Source organism: Streptomyces hawaiiensis (assembly GCF_004803895.1).
Lineage (GTDB): Bacteria > Actinomycetota > Actinomycetes > Streptomycetales > Streptomycetaceae > Streptomyces > Streptomyces hawaiiensis.
Genome location: NZ_CP021978.1, coordinates 3253052 through 3274513, shown reverse-complemented (window position 1 = coordinate 3274513; position 21462 = coordinate 3253052). Strand labels below are relative to the sequence as shown.

16 protein-coding genes are annotated in these 21462 nt (G+C 72.0%); 8 read left to right on the top strand and 8 right to left on the bottom strand.

The features are described from left to right. The first annotated feature begins 128 nt into the window (after window positions 1-128). Window positions 129-1109 carry an agmatinase gene (speB, locus tag CEB94_RS14985; protein ID WP_175432705.1) on the top strand — a complete coding sequence of 327 codons (981 nt, stop codon included), beginning with the start codon at window positions 129-131 and terminating at the stop codon, window positions 1107-1109. Beyond that, window positions 1106-2791: a thiamine pyrophosphate-binding protein gene (locus tag CEB94_RS14980; protein WP_175432704.1), complete on the top strand. Its 1686-nt coding sequence runs from the start codon at window positions 1106-1108 to the stop codon at window positions 2789-2791. Before speB ends, CEB94_RS14980 begins: the two co-directional genes overlap by 4 nt. Before the next feature lie 172 nt (window positions 2792-2963). Here the strand turns inward: CEB94_RS14980 and CEB94_RS14975 are convergent, their stop codons facing one another. From CEB94_RS14975 to CEB94_RS14965, 3 genes are all read right to left on the bottom strand, one after another. Continuing rightward, complete coding sequence (locus tag CEB94_RS14975) at window positions 2964-3566, bottom strand: hypothetical protein (RefSeq protein ID WP_175432703.1); 603 nt, start codon at window positions 3564-3566, stop codon at window positions 2964-2966. Window positions 3567-3745: 179 nt separating this feature from the next. Then, the gene (locus tag CEB94_RS14970) at window positions 3746-4399 is read right to left on the bottom strand and encodes a DUF7691 family protein (RefSeq protein WP_246111802.1); all 654 of its coding nucleotides are present in this window, start codon (window positions 4397-4399) and stop codon (window positions 3746-3748) included. Between the two features lie 80 nt (window positions 4400-4479). Then, window positions 4480-6711 carry a mannosyltransferase YkcB-related protein gene (locus CEB94_RS14965; protein ID WP_175432702.1) on the bottom strand — a complete coding sequence of 744 codons (2232 nt, stop codon included), beginning with the start codon at window positions 6709-6711 and terminating at the stop codon, window positions 4480-4482. Between the two features lie 144 nt (window positions 6712-6855). On the opposite strand from CEB94_RS14965, the gene CEB94_RS14960 reads away from it, so the two are divergent. Further along, entirely contained in the window at window positions 6856-7707 is an 852-nt protein-coding gene (locus tag CEB94_RS14960) for a serine hydrolase (RefSeq protein WP_175432701.1), read from the top strand. A gap of 214 nt (window positions 7708-7921) precedes the next feature. Then, window positions 7922-8887 (top strand): esterase-like activity of phytase family protein, encoded by a 966-nt coding sequence (locus tag CEB94_RS14955; protein ID WP_175432700.1) that lies wholly within the window; start codon window positions 7922-7924, stop codon window positions 8885-8887. A 21-nt stretch (window positions 8888-8908) separates the two neighbouring features. Here the strand turns inward: CEB94_RS14955 and CEB94_RS14950 are convergent, their stop codons facing one another. After that, window positions 8909-9274 carry a hypothetical protein gene (locus CEB94_RS14950; protein ID WP_175432699.1) on the bottom strand — a complete coding sequence of 122 codons (366 nt, stop codon included), beginning with the start codon at window positions 9272-9274 and terminating at the stop codon, window positions 8909-8911. A gap of 129 nt (window positions 9275-9403) precedes the next feature. Between CEB94_RS14950 and CEB94_RS14945 the strand changes: the two genes are divergently transcribed. The 3 genes from CEB94_RS14945 (at window position 9404) to CEB94_RS14935 (ending at window position 15219) form a co-directional block, all read left to right on the top strand. After that, entirely contained in the window at window positions 9404-13183 is a 3780-nt protein-coding gene (locus tag CEB94_RS14945; protein ID WP_175432698.1) for an ABC transporter ATP-binding protein, read from the top strand. Between the two features lie 112 nt (window positions 13184-13295). Continuing rightward, entirely contained in the window at window positions 13296-13685 is a 390-nt protein-coding gene (locus CEB94_RS14940) for a hypothetical protein (protein WP_175432697.1), read from the top strand. 115 nt (window positions 13686-13800) lie between these two features. Then, a complete protein-coding gene (locus tag CEB94_RS14935; RefSeq protein ID WP_175432696.1) occupies window positions 13801-15219 on the top strand; it encodes a S28 family serine protease in 1419 nt (472 codons plus the stop codon). Between the two features lie 27 nt (window positions 15220-15246). On the opposite strand, the gene CEB94_RS14930 is transcribed toward CEB94_RS14935, so the two are convergent. From CEB94_RS14930 to CEB94_RS14920, 3 genes are all read right to left on the bottom strand, one after another. Next, window positions 15247-15903: a hypothetical protein gene (locus CEB94_RS14930; protein ID WP_175432695.1), complete on the bottom strand. Its 657-nt coding sequence runs from the start codon at window positions 15901-15903 to the stop codon at window positions 15247-15249. A gap of 113 nt (window positions 15904-16016) precedes the next feature. Next, window positions 16017-17855: a glycoside hydrolase family 3 protein gene (locus CEB94_RS14925; RefSeq protein WP_175432694.1), complete on the bottom strand. Its 1839-nt coding sequence runs from the start codon at window positions 17853-17855 to the stop codon at window positions 16017-16019. Between the two features lie 330 nt (window positions 17856-18185). After that, entirely contained in the window at window positions 18186-19103 is a 918-nt protein-coding gene (locus CEB94_RS14920) for a LysR family transcriptional regulator (RefSeq protein WP_175432693.1), read from the bottom strand. A gap of 90 nt (window positions 19104-19193) precedes the next feature. Here CEB94_RS14920 and CEB94_RS14915 point away from each other — a divergent pair, with 90 nt between their 5' ends. Next, window positions 19194-20120 (top strand): EamA family transporter, encoded by a 927-nt coding sequence (locus CEB94_RS14915; protein WP_175432692.1) that lies wholly within the window; start codon window positions 19194-19196, stop codon window positions 20118-20120. Here CEB94_RS14915 and CEB94_RS14910 read toward each other — a convergent pair. Continuing rightward, window positions 20086-21270 (bottom strand): hypothetical protein, encoded by a 1185-nt coding sequence (locus CEB94_RS14910; protein ID WP_175432691.1) that lies wholly within the window; start codon window positions 21268-21270, stop codon window positions 20086-20088. The two genes, CEB94_RS14915 and CEB94_RS14910, sit on opposite strands and share 35 nt — an antisense overlap. Window positions 21271-21462: the final 192 nt, after the last annotated feature.

Below are 21462 nucleotides of genomic sequence, written 5' to 3'. Positions count from 1 at the left end.
GCCACCTATGGTCAGTCCTCGTCACTCAGTCCTCGTCACCCGCCCGCGACACCGAGCGAAGAGCGAGTTCTGAGACGTAGAGCAAGCAGTACATACGCGATGAAGCGCAGGAAAGAAGGCATCTCTTCATGAGTGGCAACGAGACTCCGCGCGGGCCCGTCGACTCCTCCCGCGTTCCGCGGTACGCGGGCCCGGCGACCTTCGCCCGGCTGCCCCGGCTGGACGAGGTCGGCCGGGCCGATGTCGCCGTGGTGGGCGTGCCGTTCGACTCCGGTGTCTCGTACCGGCCGGGCGCCCGCTTCGGCGGCAACGCGATCCGTGAGGCGTCCCGGCTGCTGCGCCCGTACAACCCGGCGCAGGACGCCTCCCCGTTCGCCCTCGCCCAGGTCGCGGACGGCGGCGACATCGCCGTGAACCCGTTCAACATCAACGAGGCCGTCGAGACCGTCGAGGCGGCGGCGGACGACCTGCTCGGCACGGGCGCCCGCCTGATGACCCTCGGCGGCGACCACACCATCGCGCTGCCCCTGCTGCGGTCGGTGGCGAAGAAGCACGGCCCGGTGGCCCTGCTGCACTTCGACGCCCACCTCGACACCTGGGACACCTACTTCGGCGCCGAGTACACGCACGGCACCCCGTTCCGCCGCGCGGTCGAGGAGGGCATCCTCGACACCTCCGCCCTGTCCCACGTCGGCACCCGCGGCCCGCTCTACGGCAAGCAGGACCTCACCGACGACGAGAAGATGGGCTTCGGCATCGTCACCTCGGCCGACGTCTACCGGCGCGGCGCCGACGAGGTCGCCGACCAGCTCCGCCAGCGCATCGGCGACCGCCCGCTGTACATCTCCATCGACATCGACTGCCTCGACCCGGCCCACGCCCCCGGCACCGGCACCCCCGAGGCCGGCGGCATGACCTCGCGCGAACTGCTGGAGATCCTGCGCGGCCTGGCGTCCTGCAACCTGGTCTCCGCGGACGTCGTCGAGGTGGCCCCCGCGTACGATCACGCCGAGATCACGTCGGTGGCCGCGTCCCACACGGCGTACGAACTGACCACGATCATGTCGCGCCAGATCGCCGCGGCCCGGAAGGACTCGGAAGCGAAGTGACTCACGACCACGACCTGGTGCTCCGCCCCACGCCCGCCCAGACGGAGGCCGCCCTGAACCCTCCTCCCGGCCGCACCGGCGGAGACCTGGTCGTGGAGACACTGGCCGGGCTGGGCGCCACGACCGTCTTCGGGCTGCCCGGCCAGCACGCCCTCGGCATGTTCGACGCGCTGCGCCGCTCCGACCTCAGGTACCTCGGCCTGCGGGTGGAGAACAACGCCGGATTCGCGGCGGACGCGTACGGCCGGATCACCGGTGAGGCCGCGCCGCTGCTGCTGTCGACGGGGCCGGGCGCCCTGACCTCGCTCGCCGCGCTCCAGGAGGCGGCGGCGGCCTCCGCGCCCGTGCTGGCGATCAGCAGCCAGGTCCCGACGGCGGGCCTCGGCGGCGGACGCCGCGGCTACCTCCACGAACTCCCGGACCAGGCCGCCTCGTTCCGGGGCGTGGTCAAGTCCGTCCACACCGTCCGCACTCAGTCCCAGATCCCCTCCGCGATCGAGGCGGCCTGGAAGTCGGCGCTGAGCGCCCCGCACGGCCCGGTGTGGGTGGAGATCCCCCAGGACATGCTGCTCGCGCAGACGGTGATCCCGGTGGTGACGGGCGGCGACGCCTTCCCCGAGGAGCTGCCGCCCCGTCCCGAACTGACGGCGGTGGCCGCCGACCTGCTGTCCAAGGCCGCCCGTCCGGCGATCATCGCGGGCGGGGGAGTGGTCCGGGCGGACGCCTCCGGCAAGCTGAAGCAGCTGGCGGAGCGGCTCCGGGCGCCGGTCGTCACCACCCCCGGCGGCAAGGGCGCGTTCCCCTGGACGCACCCGCTGTCGCTCCAGTCGTGGATCGAGGACCGGCACACCACCGACTTCCTGGAGGACGCCGACGTCCTCCTGGTCGTCGGATCGGGCCTCGGCGAACTCTCCTCGAACTACCACACGTTCAAGCCGCGCGGCCGGGTCGTCCAGATCGAGGCCGACCTCGGCAAGCTGGAGTCCAACCACCCGGCGTTGGGCATCCACGCCGACGCGCGGCTCGCGTTGCAGGCCCTGCTGGAGACGGTGCCGGCCCGCGAGGACGCGACGGCCGCCGTTCGGGTCCGGGAGGTGCTCGCCAAGGTCGCCGACCGCATCGCCACCCAGGAACTCACCCTGGAGCAGGACGTCCTGGCGTCCGTGCGCAGGGCGCTGCCGGGCGACTCCCCGTCCTTCTGGGACATGACCATCCTGGCGTACTGGGCGTGGTCGGCCTTCGACGCCAAGGGCCCCAACCACATGCACTCCGCGCAGGGCGCGGGCGGCCTCGGCTACGCCTTCCCGGCGGCACTCGGCGCGGCGGCGGCCGACCCGACCCGGCCGGTCCTCGCGGTCTCCGGCGACGGCGGGGCCCTGTACTCGATCGCCGAGCTGGCGACGGCCCGCCAGTACGACCTGAACGTCACCTGGCTGATCGTCGACGACGGTGGCTACGGCATCCTGCGCGAGTACATGACCGACGCGTTCGGCGAGGCGACCGCGACGGAACTGACCCGGCCCGACTACGTGGCCCTGGCGGAGTCCTTCGGTGTCCCCGGGGTGCGGACGACTCCGGAGAACCTGGAGCAGGACCTCGCCAGGGCGCTTGCCGCGCCCGGGCCCTCGGTGGTCCTGCTCCCGGCCGTGCTGCGGATGTTCGCGCCGACGCACCTGGGCTGAGCGCCGGCCGGCCAAGCGAGGTGGTCCAAGCCTCGCGAGGTGGTCCGGGCCCTGCGAGGTGGTCCGGCCTTGCGAGGTGGTCCGGCCTTGCGAGGTGGTCCGGCCTTGCGAGGTGGTCCGGCCTTGCGAGGTGGTCCGGCCTTGCGAGGTGGTCCGGCCTTGCGAGGTGGGTCTACAGGCCGTCGCGGACCATCGCGGCGACGATGTGGACGTGGCGGTCGGCCGCCGTGCCCGACCACTCGTTGTCGTAGTTCAGGCCGTAGGGCCAGAAGTGACCGCCGCCGGTGGAGATCTTGGCGCCGGAGCCGTCGTACTGCTTGACGAGGGCGGTGGCCTGGCCTCCGGTCCAGGTGCCGCTGCCGCCCAGGCGGGACCAGCCCCCGCTCAGTCCCACGCCGAGGGTGTGGGAGATCTCGTGCAGGGCCGTCCGCTCGTTCATGTAGCTGCGGTTGCTGCCGAAGCGGATGGTGCCGTTGGTGCTGCCGTCGGCGGTGGGGACGCCCGGCTCGTAGCGGACCGTGATCGTCTTGCCCAGGTCGCTGAGGTTGTTGTAACGGGCCACCGCCGCGTTCATGGCCTTGGTGATGGAGTCGTAGGCCGAGCGCTGGTCCGCGGTGGGGTTGCTCGCACGGACGAGGGACCAGGTGATGGTGGCCGCGGCGGCGCGTTCCCGGGCGGGGGTGGGCGCAGCCTGGGGAGTGGCGGCCTGGGCGACGCCGGGGCCGGCCAGCAGGGCGGCGGTCAGGGCGGCTATGAGTGCCTTGCGTGGGCTCATGTGCGGATCCTCCGGTGGGGGGTGGTCGTCACGAAACTTGCGAAACTTCGCACGACGTTCGGGATCTCGGACAGGCGCCGCCGCCGTCCGCACAAAGCCCTTGAACGACACGGCAGTTGGCGCGCTGTCGACCGCAAGTATCCCGGCGGGAAAGACGGCGTCAAGAGGTCGAGCAGGTGTCAGTGGAACCAGAAGAGCAGCGTGTCAGGGTTCGTCCCGAGCTGCCGGGCGCTCTCCCACTCCTCCGCCTCCCACCGCATGGCGTCGGCGAACCGGCGGGCCGGGCCACGGAATTCGGGGTCGAGGCGGTCGAGTACGCGGGTGTAGGCGTCGGCGAGGGCGGCGGCCCGCTGGGCCGGCAGCGTGCCGATCGCGGGCACCGCGTCGCCGGGGTGGGGCAGCCGCAGCGGCGGACCGCTGAACAGGAACGTGCCCGGGAGCAGGTCGGACGGTACGCCGTGCCGGGCCAGTTCGTCGTCCATGGCGTAGAACCACGCCGGGCGGCGCCAGGCGCCGAGGTCGGTGGGGTCGGAGAAGTGCGCCGCGACGGCCTGGTAGAAGGCGTAGCTGTAGGCGGGGCACAGGTCGGTGCTCGGGGTGCCGTCGATCAGCTCGTCCAGGGCCTGGCTGATGGAGACGTCGAGGTCGACGCCCTGCTCCTGGAAGCGGGCGTCGGTCCGCTCGCACTCCGTGCGCACCCGGGCGAGCGTGCGCTCCTGCTGCTCGGTCCGCTCCACCGCCGTGAGCAGCCGCACCACCGTTCTCATGTCGCCGGTGCTCATCTCCAGGCAGTAGCCCACCGCTGCGTCTCCCTTCACCCGTTCGCCGGACACCGGTGTCCATGATCCGGGACAGGGGAACGGCCCCGGACCGAGGGGTCGGGGGCCGTTCGTTCGGGCGTGGTTGTGCGGGATCAGCTGACGTCGGACGGGTCGAGGCGGTAGACGGTCGACTCCGAGGACGAGTCGGAGCCGGTGTCCGAGTTCGCGCTGTAGTCGCTCTCCTTCACCGCCGTGCCGTGCTTCCGCACCCACGCCGTGACTTCGGAGCTGACGGTGGATCCGCCACCCGGGCCGCCCGTGCCGCCGCCCTCCCCCACGCTCGAATCCGCTCGCGCGGGGGCACTCCCGTCCCCGCCGAGCTGGATGTAGTGCAGGTCGCCCTTCTTCACCAGCTCCTTGAGCCTGGCGAGCGTCATCGCCTGGTCGCTGCCGGACCAGCCCCACATCGAGATGACGGGCTCACCGCTGCTCAGGATGAGCTGGGCGGCACCCTGCGAACTCGACACCGCCAGCAGCCACTCGGCTCCGTCCTGGTGCTTCTTCAGGTACGCGATGAGTTCACTGCTCGCGCCGCCGCCGGGGCCCCCGCCCGTACCGCCGGGCTGACCGCCCGCACCGCCGGACCGGCCGGTGCCGGAGCCGCCCTCGGCCGACGTGCCGCCGCCGTTCGGGGGCGTACCCCCAGGGGTGCCCGACCCTTCGGGAGCCTGCCCGCTCTGCTCGCCGGACGGCATCCCGCCACCCAGGGAGCCGCCCCCGGCCTGGGTGTCGCCGCCCTGCCGGCTCCCGCCGCCGGGACCGTCCGAGCCCCCGCCCGGGAACCCCCGGCCGCCCCCGCCCCCGGGCCCGCCGAAGCCGCTGCCCGTGGTCGGCCCCGCCGTCGGGTTCGTACCGCCCATGCCGCCGCTCGCTCCCGATGACGGAACCGACCAGGCGTACGCCGCCGGGCCCGCCACCGCCGCGACGACGGCGGCCGCCACCGACACCGCCAGCAGCCGCAGCCGCAGCCTCGAGGTGGCGGAGCGGAAGACGAACAGGCCCGCCACGGCCAGCGCCATGACGACCAAGACGGCAGGCCACAGCCAGGAGTTCCAGCCGGAGGCCCGCCGCAGCAGCACCGCGGCCCAGACGGCCGTGACGCCCAGGGCGAGCGGCAGCACCCACACCCACCGCCCATCCGCGCGGAAGGCCCGCAGCAGCAGCACCCCGCCGCCCGCGCACAGCGCCGCGATGCCCGGGGCGAGCGCGGTCGTGTAGTACGGGTGCATGGTGCCCTCCGCCAGGGCGAAGGTCAGGTAGTGCAGCACGGTCCAGCCGCCCCACAGCACGAGCGCGGCCCGGGTGAGGTCCGTACGCGCGGCACGGCCGCACAGCACCAGGCCGCCGACGAGCGCGATGCCCGCGAACGGGATCAGCCAGGAGATCTGGCCGCCGAGGATGTCGTTGAACATCCGCCCGAGGCCCGCGGTGCCGGAGAAGCCGCCGCCACCGCCTCCGCCGCCCCCGCCGTTGCCCTCGCCGCCGAGGATCCGGCCGAGGCCGTTGTAGCCCATGATCAGGTTCCAGGCGGTGCCGTCCGTCGAACCGCCGATGTACGGCCGGTCCGAGGCCGGGACCAGCGACACGGCCGCGGCCCACCAGAAGCTGGAGACGGCCAGCACCACTGCGGCGAGGAGCAGATGGACGATGCGCTTCACCACCGCCGGCTTCGCCGCGTACAGATAGACCACGAACACGGCGGGCAGCGCGATGTACCCCTGGAGCATCTTGGTGTTGAAGGCGAGCCCGAAGCAGGCCGCCGAACCGAGCAGCGGCAGCAGCCGGCCGTCGCGCGTGGCGCGCAGGGCGAGCGCCGCGCCGGCCACCATCAGGAACACCAGCAGAGTGTCGGGGTTGTTGTCCCGGTTGATGGCGACCGTGATCGGGGTGAGGGCGAGGACGAGGGCCGCCACGGCCGCCGCCGCGTGCCCGAACACCCGCTTCACCGAGGAGTGCAGGATCCAGAGGGTGGCCAGGGCGGCCACGATCATCGGCGCCATCATCTGCCAGGTGCCGTATCCGAAGATCCGGCAGGACAGGCCCATCACCATCAGCGCGAGCGGCGGCTTGTCGACGGTGAGGAAGTTCCCGGCGTCCAGCGAGCCGAAGAACCAGGCCTTCCAGCTCTCGGTGCCGCTCAGCACGGCGGCGCTGTAGAAGCTGTTGAGGCTGGATCCGGACAGGTTCCAGGAGTACAGCACCGCGGCCAGGGCGAGGATCGCGAGCAGCGCGGGCAGGGACCAACGCGGCGCGGTGGCGGCGTCCTGGGGCGGGGCCGGAGGGGGCTCGGCGGCGCGGAGCTGGGTTTCGGTGGCAGAGGTCACCCCGGCATCGTGGACAGCCGAGATGGGAGGCCGCTGTGCCGAAGCCGGCCGCCGCCTGTGAACACGGGCGGCCTCCGGTAACGACTCGCACAAGTCTTCGTCATCCCTACAACCATTCGCCCGCACCCGAGAGTCATGACGTGCATGACTTCTGGGATATCCCGCCGCGCGAGGGTGCTGGCGGCGGCCGTGGGTACGGGCGTCCTCGTGCCGCTCGTCGCTGCCGCCACGCCCGCCGCCGCTGCCGCTCCGGCCGTGACCTGCACGTCCGCCAAGGCCGGGCTCGCCACCAAGCTGAAGAAGGACATCACCGCCGCGCTCGCCACCCGCAAGGGCACGGTCGCCGTCGGCCTCTACGACCGCAGCACCAACACGACCTGCACCCTGCGCGCGAGCTCCGCCTACGACTCGGCCAGCGTCGTCAAGGTCACGGTCCTCGCCACACTGCTGTGGGACGCGAAGAAGACGAACCGGTACCTCACCGACCGCGAGAACACCCTCGCCAAGGCGATGATCACCAAGTCGGACAACGCGGCGACCTCCACCCTGTGGAAGCAGCTCGGCATGACGAAGATCAAGAACTTCCTCAAGGCCGCCGGCATGACGCAGACCAAGCCCGGCGCGAACGGCTACTGGGGCCTGACGCAGATCACCGTCACCGACGAGCAGAAGCTGCTGAAGCTCCTCACCGCCAAGAACGCGGTCCTCAGCGACAACTCCCGCGCCTACATCGTCAAGCTGATGGGCCAGGTCGTCTCGTCCCAGCGCTGGGGCACCCCGTACGGAGTGCCCTCAGGCGTCACGGTGGCCGTCAAGAACGGCTGGCTGCAGCGCTCCACGAACGGGTGGCGGGTGCACAGCGTCGGCGCGTTCAAGGGCGGCGGCCACGACTACGTGATGACGGTGCTGACCCACGGGAACAGCACGATGAACTATGGCATCGCCACCATCCAGGCCGTGGCCAAGGTCATCCACAAGGATCTGGCGGCGAGTTGACGGGTCCGGCGGGTTCGCCAGGTCCTAGCCCAGATCCAGGATCCTCCTGACGAAGGCGAGGAGGGTGTAGAGCACAGGGGGAAGGCGTTTTCCATATCCGGGCAAACAGCCACAAGGTAGGGCAAGTAGCTGCCGGTGTGACCGACTCACCGGAACGGCCGACCTTCACCTGGCCGCCCACCCGGCGTCACCGGCCCGCTCTACGGTGACGTCCATGCCCCTGAGAACCCACCTCGCCCTTCTCACGGCGGGCCTGGCGGCGGCCACGTGCCTGACCGCCGCCGGCCCTGCCCAGGCGCGCACGTCCCACGCCTGCTCCCCGTCCGTCTCCCTCGACCGCTTCTCCGACGCGCTCGACAAGACGACGTACGAGGACACCTTCGTCGGCAACTTCTCCGCGCTGGCCGTCATCCGGGACGGCTCCCTGGCTGCCCTCTCGGACCGCTCGTCGCTGTTCCGCCTGGACGCGAGGACCCTGAAGCCCCGTTCCGTGATCCCCCTGGCCGACGAGAGCGGAGCCGCACTCGACTCCGAGGGCCTGGTCGTGGACGGCGACGGCACGTACCTCGTCACCTCCGAGACCGAGCCGTCGGTACGCCGCTACTCCCGCACCGGCAAGATCCTCGACCGCCTTCCGGTCCCCGACGACCTGCGCGTGAGCCCCGCGGGCCGAGGGCAGCCCAACGGCACCTTCGAGGGTCTGACCCTGCTGCCCGGCGGCCGCACCCTGGTCGCGTCCATGGAGTACGCCCTCGCCGGCGACCCCGCCGACACCGTCCGCTTCCAGACCTGGAACCGTCACGGGGGCCACTTCCGGCTCGCCGCCCCGTACACGTACCGCACGGACCCCGGCCTCGGCGTCCCCGAGATCCAGGCCACCCCCGACGGCCGCCTCCTGGTCCTGGAACGCGGCTTCACGGCAGGCGTGGGCAACACGGTCCGCCTCTACCTTGCCGACCCGCGCCACGCGATGAGGAAGACCTTGCTCACCGACCTCGCGACCTGCCCGTCCCTGGGAGCGACGGCCAAGCAGCCCCAGCCGAACCCTCTCCTGGACAACATCGAGGGCATGACGATCACAGGCCGGACGAGGAACGCCCTGAAGGTCCTGCTGGTCAGCGACGACAACCAGAACGCCGTTCAGACGACCCGCTTCTACTCCCTCCGCGTGCGCGTCTGAGTCCCCGCCGCCCGCGGGTGATCACATCTGCCACCCCAGCACCGGGACACGGACCCCGGTGAGCAGGGCCAGCACCATCACCGCAGACAGCAGCAGCACCGCGGCGAGGCGCACCACGGCGAGTGCGTCCACCGCGGGGCGCAGTGGCGGCCAGGGCAGCAGCCGCAGCGACCAGGTCACCGCGACCGAGACCGCCAGGAGCAGGGCCAGGTGCGCGATCTCCGCGTCTCCGGACATCTGGCGCGGCGCGCTCGGGTCCAGGTCGTAGCCCTCCGCGTACATCGCGAAGGCGAGCAGCCGCCAGCACAGGGCGGCGCACAGGGCCACCACGGTCTCGGTGAGCGCGAAGCGGGGTCGCCGGGACACCTGGGCGAGTGAGGGCACCATGACCGGGGAGCTTAGACCTAGGGCGGGTGTTCCTCGTCCGCTGGTCGGGGAAGCGGCGCCGCGGGATGAAATCGGGTGGATCCCGTGTTGTCGCCTTCCGGCAGCTCAGGACGGATGGAAGGCACCGGTGTGACACCGAAACGGGGATGGGCACGACGACTGTGGGCCTACGCGTGGCGCCACCCGAAGGACGTCGTACTCGCCCTCGGCTCCTCCCTGATCGGCATGGCCGTCATGGCGCTCGTCCCGCTGATCACCAAGGTGATCATCGACGACGTCATCAGCGAGCACACCAGAGACATGACCACCTGGGCCGGTCTCCTCGTCGCAGCCGCGCTGGTCGTCTACGTCCTCACCTACATACGCCGCTACTACGGTGGCCGCCTCGCCCTCGACGTCCAGCACGACCTGCGGACGGAGATGTACGGCACGATCACCCGGCTCGACGGCCGCCGCCAGGACGAGCTGTCCACCGGGCAGGTCGTCGGCCGGGCCACCAGTGACCTGCAGCTGATCCAGGGCCTGCTCTTCATGCTCCCGATGACCATCGGGAACTTCATGCTCTTCCTGATCTCTCTGGTGATCATGGCGTGGCTGTCCGTGCCGCTGACCCTGGTCGCCCTGGCGGTGGCGCCCGCCATCTGGTGGATCGCCAAGCGCAGCCGCACCCGGCTCCACCCCTCCACCTGGTACGCCCAGGCCCAGGCCGCCGCCGTCGCGGGCGTGGTCGACGGCGCCGTCAGCGGCGTACGCGTGGTGAAGGGCTTCGGGCAGGAGGAGCAGGAGACCGGCAAGCTCCGGGAGGTCGGCCGCCGGCTGTTCGCGGGCCGGCTGCGCACCATCCGCCTGAACTCGGTCTACACCCCGGCCCTGCAGGCCGTCCCGGCTCTCGGCCAGGTCGCGATGCTGGCCCTCGGCGGCTGGCTGGCGGTGCGCGGGCACATCACGCTCGGCACGTTCGTCGCCTTCTCCACCTACCTCGCCCAGCTGGTCGGCCCGGTCCGCATGCTCGCGATGGTGCTCACCGTCGGCCAGCAGGCCCGCGCCGGCACCGAGCGCGTCCTGGAGCTGATCGACACCGAGCCGTCGATGGAGGACGGCCACAAGGACCTGCCCGCCGACGCCCCCGCGACGGTCGAGTTCGACGACGTCTCCTTCGGCTATGACGACGACCGCAGCGTCCTCGACGGGCTGTCCTTCGAGATCCGCCCGGGCGAGACCCTCGCCGTCGTCGGCTCCTCCGGTTCCGGCAAGTCCACGGTCTCCCTCCTCCTGCCGCGCTTCTACGACGTCACTCGCGGGGCCGTCCTGGTCGGCGGGCACGACGTGCGGGAACTGACCCTTCAGTCGCTGCGGGCGGCGATCGGGCTGGTCCCGGAGGACTCGTTCCTGTTCTCCGACACCGTCCGCGACAACATCGCCTACGGCCGCCCGGACGCCACCCGGGAGGAGATCGAGAAGGCCGCACGCGCCGCCCAGGCGGACCGGTTCATCGCGGAACTCCCCGACGGCTACGACACCACCGTCGGCGAGCACGGCCTCACCCTCTCCGGCGGCCAGCGCCAGCGCGTCGCCCTCGCCCGCGCCATCCTCAGCGACCCGCGCCTGCTCGTCCTGGACGACGCCACCTCCGCCGTGGACGCCCGCGTCGAGCACGAGATCCACGAGGCCCTGAAGGGGGTCATGCGGGGCCGTACGACCCTGCTGATCGCCCACCGCCGCTCCACCCTGAACCTCGCCGACCGCATCGCCGTCCTGGACGACGGCCGCCTCGCCGACATCGGCACCCACGAGGAGCTCCAGGAGCGGTCCGCCCTCTACCGGCGCCTGCTCACCGACCCGGACGAGCTGGGCGCGGTCTCCCCGGGCCACACCCCGCCGGCCTGCCCCCAGGAGGACACCTCCGTCCGGGACGAGCTGGACGCCGAGTTCGACGCCGAGCGCGGGGTCACCCCCCGGCTGTGGACGGGAGACCGCGAGCGCAAGGACCTGGCCCTCGCCGAAAGCCCCGCCACCCCCGAGCTGCTCGCCCAGGTCGAGGCACTGCCCCCGGCCACCGACGTCCCGGACGTCGACGAGTCGCGGGCCGTCCAGCCGGAGGAGTCCTACGGTCTGCGCCGGCTGCTGCGCGGCTTCGGGCTACCGCTGCTGGTCAGCCTGGCCCTGGTCGCCACCGACGCGGGCATGGGCCTGTTGCTGCCCGTGCTGATCCGGCACGGCATCGACTCGGGCGTCACACAGGCCGCCCAGGGTGCCGTCTGGGCGGCGGCCCTGCTCGGGCTGCTGACGGTGGCCGTGCAGTGGGCGGCCCAGATCGGTGAGACCCGGATGACCGGGCGTACCGGCGAGCGGGTCCTGTACTCGCTGCGGCTGAAGATCTTCTCCCAGCTCCAGCGCCTCGGGCTCGACTACTACGAGCGTGAGCTGACCGGGCGGATCATGACCCGGATGACGACCGACGTCGACGCGCTGTCGACGTTCCTCCAGACGGGGCTGGTCACGGCCTTCGTCTCGGTCGTCACCTTCTTCGGCATCATGGTCGCGCTGCTGGTGATCGACGTGGAGCTGGCGCTCGTCGTCTTCGCGACGCTGCCGCCGCTGATCGTCGCCACGTACTTCTTCCGCCGCGCGTCCGTGAAGGCGTACGAGCTGGCCCGCGAACGCGTGGCGGTCGTCAACGCCGACCTCCAGGAGTCGGTGTCCGGGCTGCGGATCGTGCAGGCCTTCCGGCGCGAGCGGGACGGCGGGCGGCGGTTCGCCGGGCACAGCGAGAGCTACCGCCAGGCGCGCATCCGGGGCCAGTGGCTGATCTCGGTGTACTTCCCGTTCGTGCAGTTCCTGTCGTCGGTGGCCGCGGCGGCGGTGCTGATCGTGGGCGGGGCCCGGGTCGACGACGGGACGCTGGCGATCGGCTCGCTGGTGGCGTACCTGCTCTACATCGACCTGTTCTTCGCGCCCGTGCAGCAGCTCTCCCAGGTCTTCGACGGCTACCAGCAGGCGACCGTCTCGCTCGGCCGCATCCAGGAGATGCTCCGGGAGCCGACGTCGACGAAGTCCGCCGACGAACCCCTCGAGGTGCTGTCGCTGCGCGGCGACATCGCCTTCGAGGACGTGCGCTTCGAATACGGCACCGCCGGTGAAGGGGAGGCGGCCCTCGGCGGGGTCGACCTGCGCATCCCGGCCGGGCAGACCGTCGCCTTCGTCGGTGAGACCGGCGCGGGCAAGTCGACCCTCGTCAAGCTCGTGGCCCGCTTCTACGACCCCACCGGCGGCCGGGTCACCGTCGACGGCACCGATCTGCGGGCCCTGGACCTCACCTCGTACCGGCATCGTCTGGGGGTCGTCCCGCAGGAGGCGTACCTCTTCCAGGGCACCGTCCGCGACGCCATCGCCTACGGCCGCCCGGATGCCACCGACGCCGAGGTCGAGGCGGCGGCCCGCGCGGTCGGCGCGCACGACATGATCGCCACGCTGGAGGGCGGCTACCTCCACGAGGTCGCCGAGCGGGGCCGCAACCTGTCCGCCGGGCAGCGCCAGCTGATCGCGCTGGCCCGCGCCGAACTGGTCGACCCGGACGTCCTGCTGCTCGACGAGGCCACGGCCGCCCTGGACCTGGCCACCGAGGCCCAGGTCAACCAGGCCACCGACCGCATCGCGGGCCGCCGCGCCGCCCTCCCGTCGCCCGACCACCGCCCCTCGTCGAGCGCTTACGCGCGCACCACCTTGATTGTCGCCCACCGCCTCACCACCGCCGCCCGCGCCGACCGGGTCGTCGTCATGGACCACGGCCGGGTCGCCGAGGACGGCACGCACGAGGAGCTGCTCGCTCGGGGCGGCCGGTACGCGGAGCTGTGGCGGACGTTCATCGGCGCCGCCGAGCCGGAGGAGCCGGTCGGGGCGTCCCGCTGACGGCCCCCCTTGCCGCGTCTCCGTGACGCCCGCGCAACCATCCGACATACGTCATGCGTCCGTACTGGCGTACGCCGATGGTCGCGGACGACGCGGTACGGGGAGGACGACAGTGCACAGTGGAGCGATACGGCGGCGGCTCGCGCTCGGGCTGGCCGTGCTGACCGCCTCCGGGCTGCTCGCCGTCGCCGCGCCGGGGGAGGCGCAGGCCGCCTCCGCCCTCTGCCCCGGCCGCAAGGTCCGCACCCTGCCGTTCGCCTCCGGGACCGTGCTCGTCTACAAGCGCGGCGGCTACGTCTGCGCCGTGACCCTCACCAAGAAGCCCGGCGTGAAGCGCACGATGTCGGTGAGTGTGCAGGCGCGCGGCAACCGGCCGGTCGTCGACGCGGGCAAGTACGCCTACCACGCGGGCCCGGTGACCGTGCACGCCGGACGCCGCTGCGTCTGGCTCAAGGGCCAGGTCGGCAGGGGGAAGTTCAGCTCCGGCTGGATTCTCTGCTGACGGCCCGCGCCCAGCGAACCCGCCCCCGCGCACAGGGTTTTCCCTATGTCCCCTGGTGCTCCGGTGAGTTGATCCGCTAGCTTCCGGCGCACATCTGTCTCACAGGGGAGTGCGCATGCGCAAGGCGCTCAGATGGCTGCTGGCGCTCACGGTGCTCATAGGCACACTGGGCACGGCGGGAGCGGCCACCGCCGCCGGCACCACCGACATCAAGGAGAGGCTGCTCTCCATACCGGGCATGAGCCTCGTCGAGGAGAAGCCGTACACCGGTTACCGCTTCTTCGTCCTGAACTACACGCAGCCGATCGACCACCGGAAGCCTTCGAAGGGCACCTTCCAGCAGCGCATCACCTTGCTGCACAAGGACGTCTCGCGCCCGACGGTGTTCTTCACCAGCGGCTACAACGTCTCCACGACGCCCCGCCGCAGCGAGCCGACCCAGATCGTGGACGGCAACCAGGTCTCCCTGGAGTACCGCTTCTTCACCCCGTCCCGGCCCGCCCCGGCCGACTGGTCCAAGCTGGACATCCGGCAGGCGGCCGACGACCAGCACCGCGTCTTCAAGGCCCTGAAGGGCATCTACAGCAAGAAGTGGATCTCCACGGGTGGCTCGAAGGGCGGCATGACCGCCACCTACTACGAGCGCTTCCACCCGCGGGACATGGACGGCGTCGTCGCCTACGTCGCCCCCAACGACGTGGTGAATAAGGAGGACTCCGCCTACGACCGCTTCTTCGCCCGCGTCGGCACCGAGGAGTGCCGCGACCGGCTGAACGGCGTACAGCGCGAGGCGCTGGTGCGCCGTGAGCCGCTGGAGAAGAAGTACGCGGCCTTCGCGCAGGACAACGGCCTCACCTTCACGACCATCGGAAGCCTGGACAAGGCGTTCGAGGCGACCGTCCTCGACTACGTGTGGGGCTTCTGGCAGTACAGCCTGCTGTCCGACTGCGACCAGATCCCGGCCGACGCCAAGAAGGCCACCGACGAGGAGATCTGGGACTCCGTCGACACGATCTCCGGCTTCTCCGCCTACGCCGACCAGGGCCTGACGACCTACACGCCGTACTACTACCAGGCCGGCACCCAGCTCGGCGCGCCGACCATCCGCTTCCCGCACATCGAGAAGCAGTACATCCGCTACGGCTACCAGCCGCCGCGCAACTTCGTCCCCCGGGACATCCCCATGAGGTTCCAGCCGTCGGCGATGCGGGACGTGGACACCTGGGTCCGGCACAACGCCCGGCAGATGCTGTTCGTCTACGGCCAGAACGACCCGTGGGGCGCGGAACCCTTCCGCGTCGGCAAGGGCGCGAAGGACTCCTACGTCATGACCGCCCCCGGCATGAACCACGGCGCCAACGTGGCGGGCCTCGTGCCCGAGCAGAAGGCCCTCGCCACCGCACGCATCCTCGACTGGGCCGGTGTCGCCTCCAGCACGGTGCAGGCGGACCCGCAGGCGGCGAAGCCGCTGGCGAAGTTCGACGCCAAGCTCGACAAGCGGGACACCCAGCGTGAGATGACGCTGCGTCCGTAAAGCACGTCGCTTTCGCGCCCGGCCGTGTCACAGCGGCCGGGCGCACCCCACGGGCCGCTTTCCGCCCAGCCGGACGTACAGGGCGGTCGGGGCGGGGCAGTCGGCCCGCTCGGCGACCGCCCGGACCACCTTGTACTGCGGCTTCTGCCCGCCCTTGCCGTCGCAGGCGGTCTCGCGGACCTGCCCGTCGCCGGAGCCGTAGACGCAGTCCCCGACGATCGTGCGGGGTCCGCCCCCGCCGCCCGGATCACCGGGGTGCGGCGGCTGGAGGTTGCGCATACAGGCGAAGCCCCGCGGCACCGCCCCGTCGCCGTCCTCGTCGGACGCGGGCCGCTGCTCGCTGATGTGCAGCACGAAGTCGGTGGCCGACGGGCAGCGCGGCCCGTCCCGCACCGCGCCGTCGTGCCGGGCCACGACCCGGGCCGCCGCCCGCTCACCGGCGCACGGCACCTCCGTGAAGCTCGTCGTACCGAACGAACTGCACTCGCCGACCGCGAGGAACACCGCCCCGTACCCGGACGGGCGCGCCGGCACCGGCGACACCGAGGCGGTCCTCCCGGTCGCGGGCTCGCCCAGCCGCCCGTCCTGCGCCACGCCTCCCGACGGGCTCTGGCAGCCGGTCAGCAGCGCGCCCAGCAGCACCACCAGCCCGCAGACCACCCCCACGGAACTTCTCTCACGCATCGCCGACCCCCCGAGTGTGCTCGCCCAGCGTGACCCGCCGTAGTGGGTGCACGCCAGGCGCATGGGGCGGTTTGCGCACCTTGGGGGTGGTGCGCCCGGTCCGTGGCGTACGTCTAGTACGACAGCCCGTAGCCGACGGGGTACAGCACCTGCTCCGGATCATCCGCCCGTTGCACGGCCACCGGCAGCTTCCCGCGCGGTTTCACCCGTCCGGCGATCACCCGTGCGGCGGCCCGCAGTTCGACGTCGGTCCAGGAGTAGGCGGCCAGGCAGGCCGGCACGGAGGGCAGCTGGGCCACGTCGTAGGGATTGCGGATGGCCACCGCCACGACCGGCGTCCCGGTCGCCACGAGCTGCTCCACCAGCGCCTTCTGGCTGCTGCTCGCGGTGACGTTGTAGGTGGCGGCCACCACCGCGTCCGCCTCCCGCGCCGCCGCGACCGCCTTCGCGATGGCCGCCGCGGAGGGGGCGGTGCCGGTGGACAGGGCGGTGGCGGTGAAGCCCAGGCCGGTCAGCGCGCCGGCGAGCACGCCCGTGGGCGGTCCCGTCGTGCCGGACGGCGAGGCCGGATCCGCCCCGACCACCAGCACCTTGGGGTACCGGCGCCGCGACAGGGGCAACAGGCGTCCGTCGTTGACGAGCAGCGTGGTCGTCCGCTCGGCGATCCGGTCGGCCGCCGCGAGATGCGCCCGGGCGCCGACGGTCCGGTCGACACCGCTCCGGCTGACGTACGGGGAACGGAACAGCCCCAGCCTGGACTTCAGCCGCAGCACCCGCAGGATCGATTCGTCGAGCCGGGCCTCGGTGAGCTCGCCCTCGCGCACGGCGGTCAGCACGGCGTTCCAGGCGAGGTCGAGGTCGGGCGGGTTGAGCAGCTGGTCCACGCCCGCCTTCAGCGCGAGCACCGGCACCCGGTCGTCGCCGTACTTGCTGCGTACGCCTTCCATGCCGAGGGAGTCGGTGACCACGACCCCGTCGTAGCCGAGGCGTTCGCGCAGGATGCCGGTGAGGATGGGACGGGAGAGGGTGGCCGGGTCGCCGGAGTCGTCGAGGGCCGGGACCATCAGGTGTGCGGTCATGATCGAGTCGATGCCCGCGGCGATCGCCGCCCGGAACGGCGGTGCGTCCAGCCTCTCCCACAGCTCCCGGCTGTGCGTGATGGTGGGGAAGCCGGTGTGGCTGTCGACGTTGGTGTCCCCGTGCCCGGGGAAGTGCTTGGCGGTAGCGGCGACACCGGAGCCCTGGTACCCGGCGACCTCGGCGGCCACCAGCGCGGACACGGCCCGCGGCTCGGCACCGAAGGACCGCACGCCGATGACCGGGTTGGCCGGGTTGACGTTCACGTCGGCGACGGGGGAGTAGTCCTGCCGGATCCCCATCGCCCGCAGCTCGGCGCCCGAGATCCGGCCGAGCGCACGGGCGTCGGAGCGCGACCCGCCCGCCCCGACGGCCATGGCCCCCGGGAACAGCGTCGCCGGTCTGCCCACCCGGGCGACGATCCCGTGCTCCTGGTCGGTGGAGATGAGCACGGGCAGCCCGCGGGGCAGTTCCAGGGAGGCCTTCTGGATACCGTTCGACAGATCGGCGATCTGGTGCGGCTCGCGGGTGTTGTGCGCCCAGGCGAAGTAGATGATGCCGCCCACCCGGTACTTCGCGACCAGCTCGGCGGCCGTACGGACCCCGATCTCCTTGAGGTTGGCGTCGATGTCGGCCTGGTCGGGGGCGGTGGCGGAGTGCCCGTAGACCCGCATGACGAACAGCTGCCCGACCTTCTCCTGGAGCGCCATGCGGGAGACGATGCGGCGCAGCCGGCTGTCGTCCGGGGTCGCCTGCGCGGGCCCGGCGGCAGCCAGGGCGGCGGTGACGCCGGCCGTGGCGGCGAGGACGGTGCGTCTGGAGGGCTGTCCCGTGTTTCCCGTGTTTCCCGTGCTTCCCGTGCCGGTGTCGTGCACGTGCGCTCCTTCCGGAGGTGATCCGTTCGGATCCACTGAAGGAAACTTCCAAGAGGTCACCAATATCCGGGAAGTTTCTGCCGGTCAAGGGAACGCACACTAACCGCGAAGGGGCCGCCACCGGCGCGGTTGGAGGGGGCGCGCCGATGGCGGCGGTGCCGCCGGCCGCGGTACGGCGGAGAGGGTGGTCAGCGATCGCAGCCAGTGGCGAGGGCCGACACCGCACCGTGGTGACTCTCCGGTGGCCTGCGATTGGACGGGGACGGTCCGGCCCGGGTTCCCGACTCGGCCCGGATTTCCGCAAGTCGGTACGCGGGGGGAACCAGGGGCTCACCGGGGCGGATGGGCCGCCACTTTCGGCCACTGCTCACCGAGCACCCGTACGGTTTCCGCGATGGCCGGACGCCGGGCCGCCCCCGTCCGCCACAGCGCGTACAGCCGCCGCACCGGCATCGGATCGAGCGGCACCTCCACCACCCCGGCGGGCAGCGCCCCGCGTCCCAGTCGCGGGATGAGCGCGACACCGAGCCCGGCCGCGACCAGGGCCACCAGGGTCGGGTTCTCGTCGGCCTGGTGGACGATGTCCGGCTCGTGCCCGGCCGTGCGCAGCGTCCGCAGCAGCCAGTCGTGGCAGACCCGTCCCGGCGGCTGGCAGATCCACCGCTCGCCGCCCAGCTCCTCCCGCCGTACGGCCGTCCGCCCGGCGAAGGGATGCCCCTCGGGGACGAGCAGATCGCACAGGTCGTCCCCGATGACCGCCTGTTCCAGGCCCGGCGGGGCGGGCAGCGGGGCGATGTCCCAGTCGTGCGCGACGGCGAGGTCGACGGCGCCCTTCGCCACCAGGTCGACCGACAGATGCGGGTCCACCTCGCAGAGCCGGGCGTCCAGGGCGGGATGCCTGCGGCCCAGCTCGGCCAGCACGCCCGGCATCAGCCCGCGTGCCGCCGACGCGAACGCGGCGACGGTCAGCCGCCCCGCGGGCCGGCCCCGCCGCTCCTCCAGCTCGGTCTCCGCGCGCTCCACGATGGCCAGCAACTCCTGGGCTGCACACACCAGTTGCCGGGCCTCGTCGGTGAGCCGCACGCCCCGCCCCTCCCGCTCCAGCAACACGGTCCGGGTCTCCCGCTCCAGCTTGGCGATCTGCTGGGACACCGCGGAGGGCGTGTACCCGAGCGCGAGCGCGGCGGCGCCGACGGTGCCGTGCACGGAGACGGCGTGCAGGGCGCGCAGCCGCTGGAGGTCGAGCACGGGGTGCCCCTTTCTGCTTAGCGATGCTTCATCCAACCATGCAGCGATCATCGCTGGTGCTTCACGGTCGCGGGGCGCGATGCTCACGCCATGCGCCCGTCACACCTCGCTCTCGCCGTCCTGGTCGCCGCCGTCTGGGGCGTCAACTTCACGGTCATCGAGATCGGCCTGGACCACTTCCCGCCCCTGCTCTTCTCCGCCCTGCGCTTTCTCGTGGCGGCGCTCCCGGCGGTGTTCCTCGTGGGCCGCCCGAAGGTGGCGTGGAAGTGGATCGTGGCGGTCGGCCTGGTCCTGGGTGTGGCGAAGTTCGGCCTTCTCTTCGTCGGCATGGACGCGGGAATGCCGGCGGGCCTGTCCTCCCTGGTCCTGCAGATCCAGGCGGTGTTCACGGCGGCCGTCGCGGCCCTGGTCCTGGGCGAACGGCCGTCCCGTGTCCGCCTGCTGGGCATGCTGATCGCCCTGGTCGGCATCGCCGTGGCGGCCGTGGACGAGGGCACCTCGGGCCCGCTCGGCGCGTTCGCCCTGGTCGTCGGCGCGGCGGCGTGCTGGGGCGTGTCGAACGTCCTCACGCGCAGGGCGGCCCCGCCCGACGCGCTGAACTTCATGGTCTGGGTCAGCACGGTCCCGGTCCTGCCCCTGCTGGCCCTCTCCCTCCTCACGGAGGGCCTCTCGCGCGACCTGGCGGCCCTGCGCGCCCTGGACTGGCAGGGCGCGGGCACGGTCGTCTTCGTCGCCTGGATCACCACGGTCTTCGGCTTCGGCGCGTGGGGTTTCCTGCTGCGCCACCACCCCGCCTCCACGGTGGCGCCGTTCTCCCTCCTCGTCCCGGTCTTCGGCATGTCGTCGGCGTTCCTGTTCCTGGGCGAACCGGTGAGTCCGCTGCGAGGGTGCGCGGCGGCGCTGCTGGTGGGCGGGGTGGGGCTGACGTCCCTGCCCCCGCGCCGCGCCGCGCCCGTGGTCCCTCCAGCCCCGACGGCCGCTCCTAGGACGCCTCGACCAGCATCCCCGGCGGGCTGACGTGGAACGTGCGGGCCCGTACGCCGAAGCCCGCGTCGCCGTCGAGATGGCTGTCGTCGTCCCAGGTGATGAGCGCGCTCTCCGGGCCGTTGCCGAAGGCCGTCGCGGTGCAGGTGTGGGACCGCCTCCCGGGATCCGCCGTGCTGACCTGCACCTTGTCGCCGAGGGAACCCTGGTTCTCCGAGCAGACCTTGGCCATCACCGTCGGCACGGTGTCGTGCGTGTCCGCGCTCTCCTCGACCCACGCCATCAGGAAGCGCCCGCCAGGCAGCCGGGACAGGGCCGGGGAGCTCCGGGTGAAGCCCCGGGGGTTGCCGGCCGTGATGTCGAAGGTCTCCGTGCCGTCGGGCTGGAAGATGCTCGCCGCGACCGTGGTCTGCGGTTTGCCCAGATCACTGGGCTGGATGCCCTCCATGTGCGCGACGACGAACCGTCCGCTGTCGAGCAGGGTGATCGCGTTGACCCCGGTGAAGCCGCCGACGTTGGGCTGGATCTCGCCGCCCAGCGGGTTGCCCTCGAAGTCGAAGAACCGCAGCGTGAGCCGGCCACCGCCGATCGCAGAGGGATCCGTCGACCAGGCGACGACCACGTTGCCGTTGGTGAGGATCGAGGCGGCGGGCTTCTCGTGGAAGCCCTCGGTGGTGCTGACCGTGAACTCCGGTGTCGCCGCGGTGCCGTCCGAACGGAACCGCCGCGCGCGGATGCGCTGGTCGGGCCGCCTGCTCGCCCAGGTGACCAGCACACCGCCGTCGATCATGAACGCGAGGCACGGCCGGACCTTCGGGTCCGCGTCCGTCGTGACGAGCGTCTCCGGACCTGCCTGCCGGCCCTCGGTGAACCGTTGGAGCTTCACGGACGGGCTGGGGCCGGGGGTGCCGAACGGGGTCTCCAGCCATACGGCGAACTGGCCGCTGATCCCGGCGGACAGCACGGAAGGCCACAGTGGCCGCACCCCCGGGCCGTCCGCCGGCTGCGTACTGACCGCGAACTCGTCCCCGAGCTTGTCGCCGTCGTCCGCCAGGAACTGGCCCTTGATGACGAACTCGCTCTCGTCCGACCACAGCTCCAGGAACTGTGTGCCGAACAGGGCGTCGACGGCAGGCTGGAGCTGGTCGCCGGACTTGGTGGTGTTCACCAGGAAGTCAGCCATGGCTGCTCTCCGAATCAGGATCCGAATCAGGATGCGAGGGGAAGAGAGAGCACTACGACCGGCCGAGTCCTTGGGAAAAGCGTGTCACGCCCGAGGGGTTGCCGCATCCGGAGCGCCATGGGCGGCCCCCGGCACACCACCGCCCCGCCCCCCGGGGACGCGGGGTGGGGCAGCGGGCGTGTTTTCGGGGTG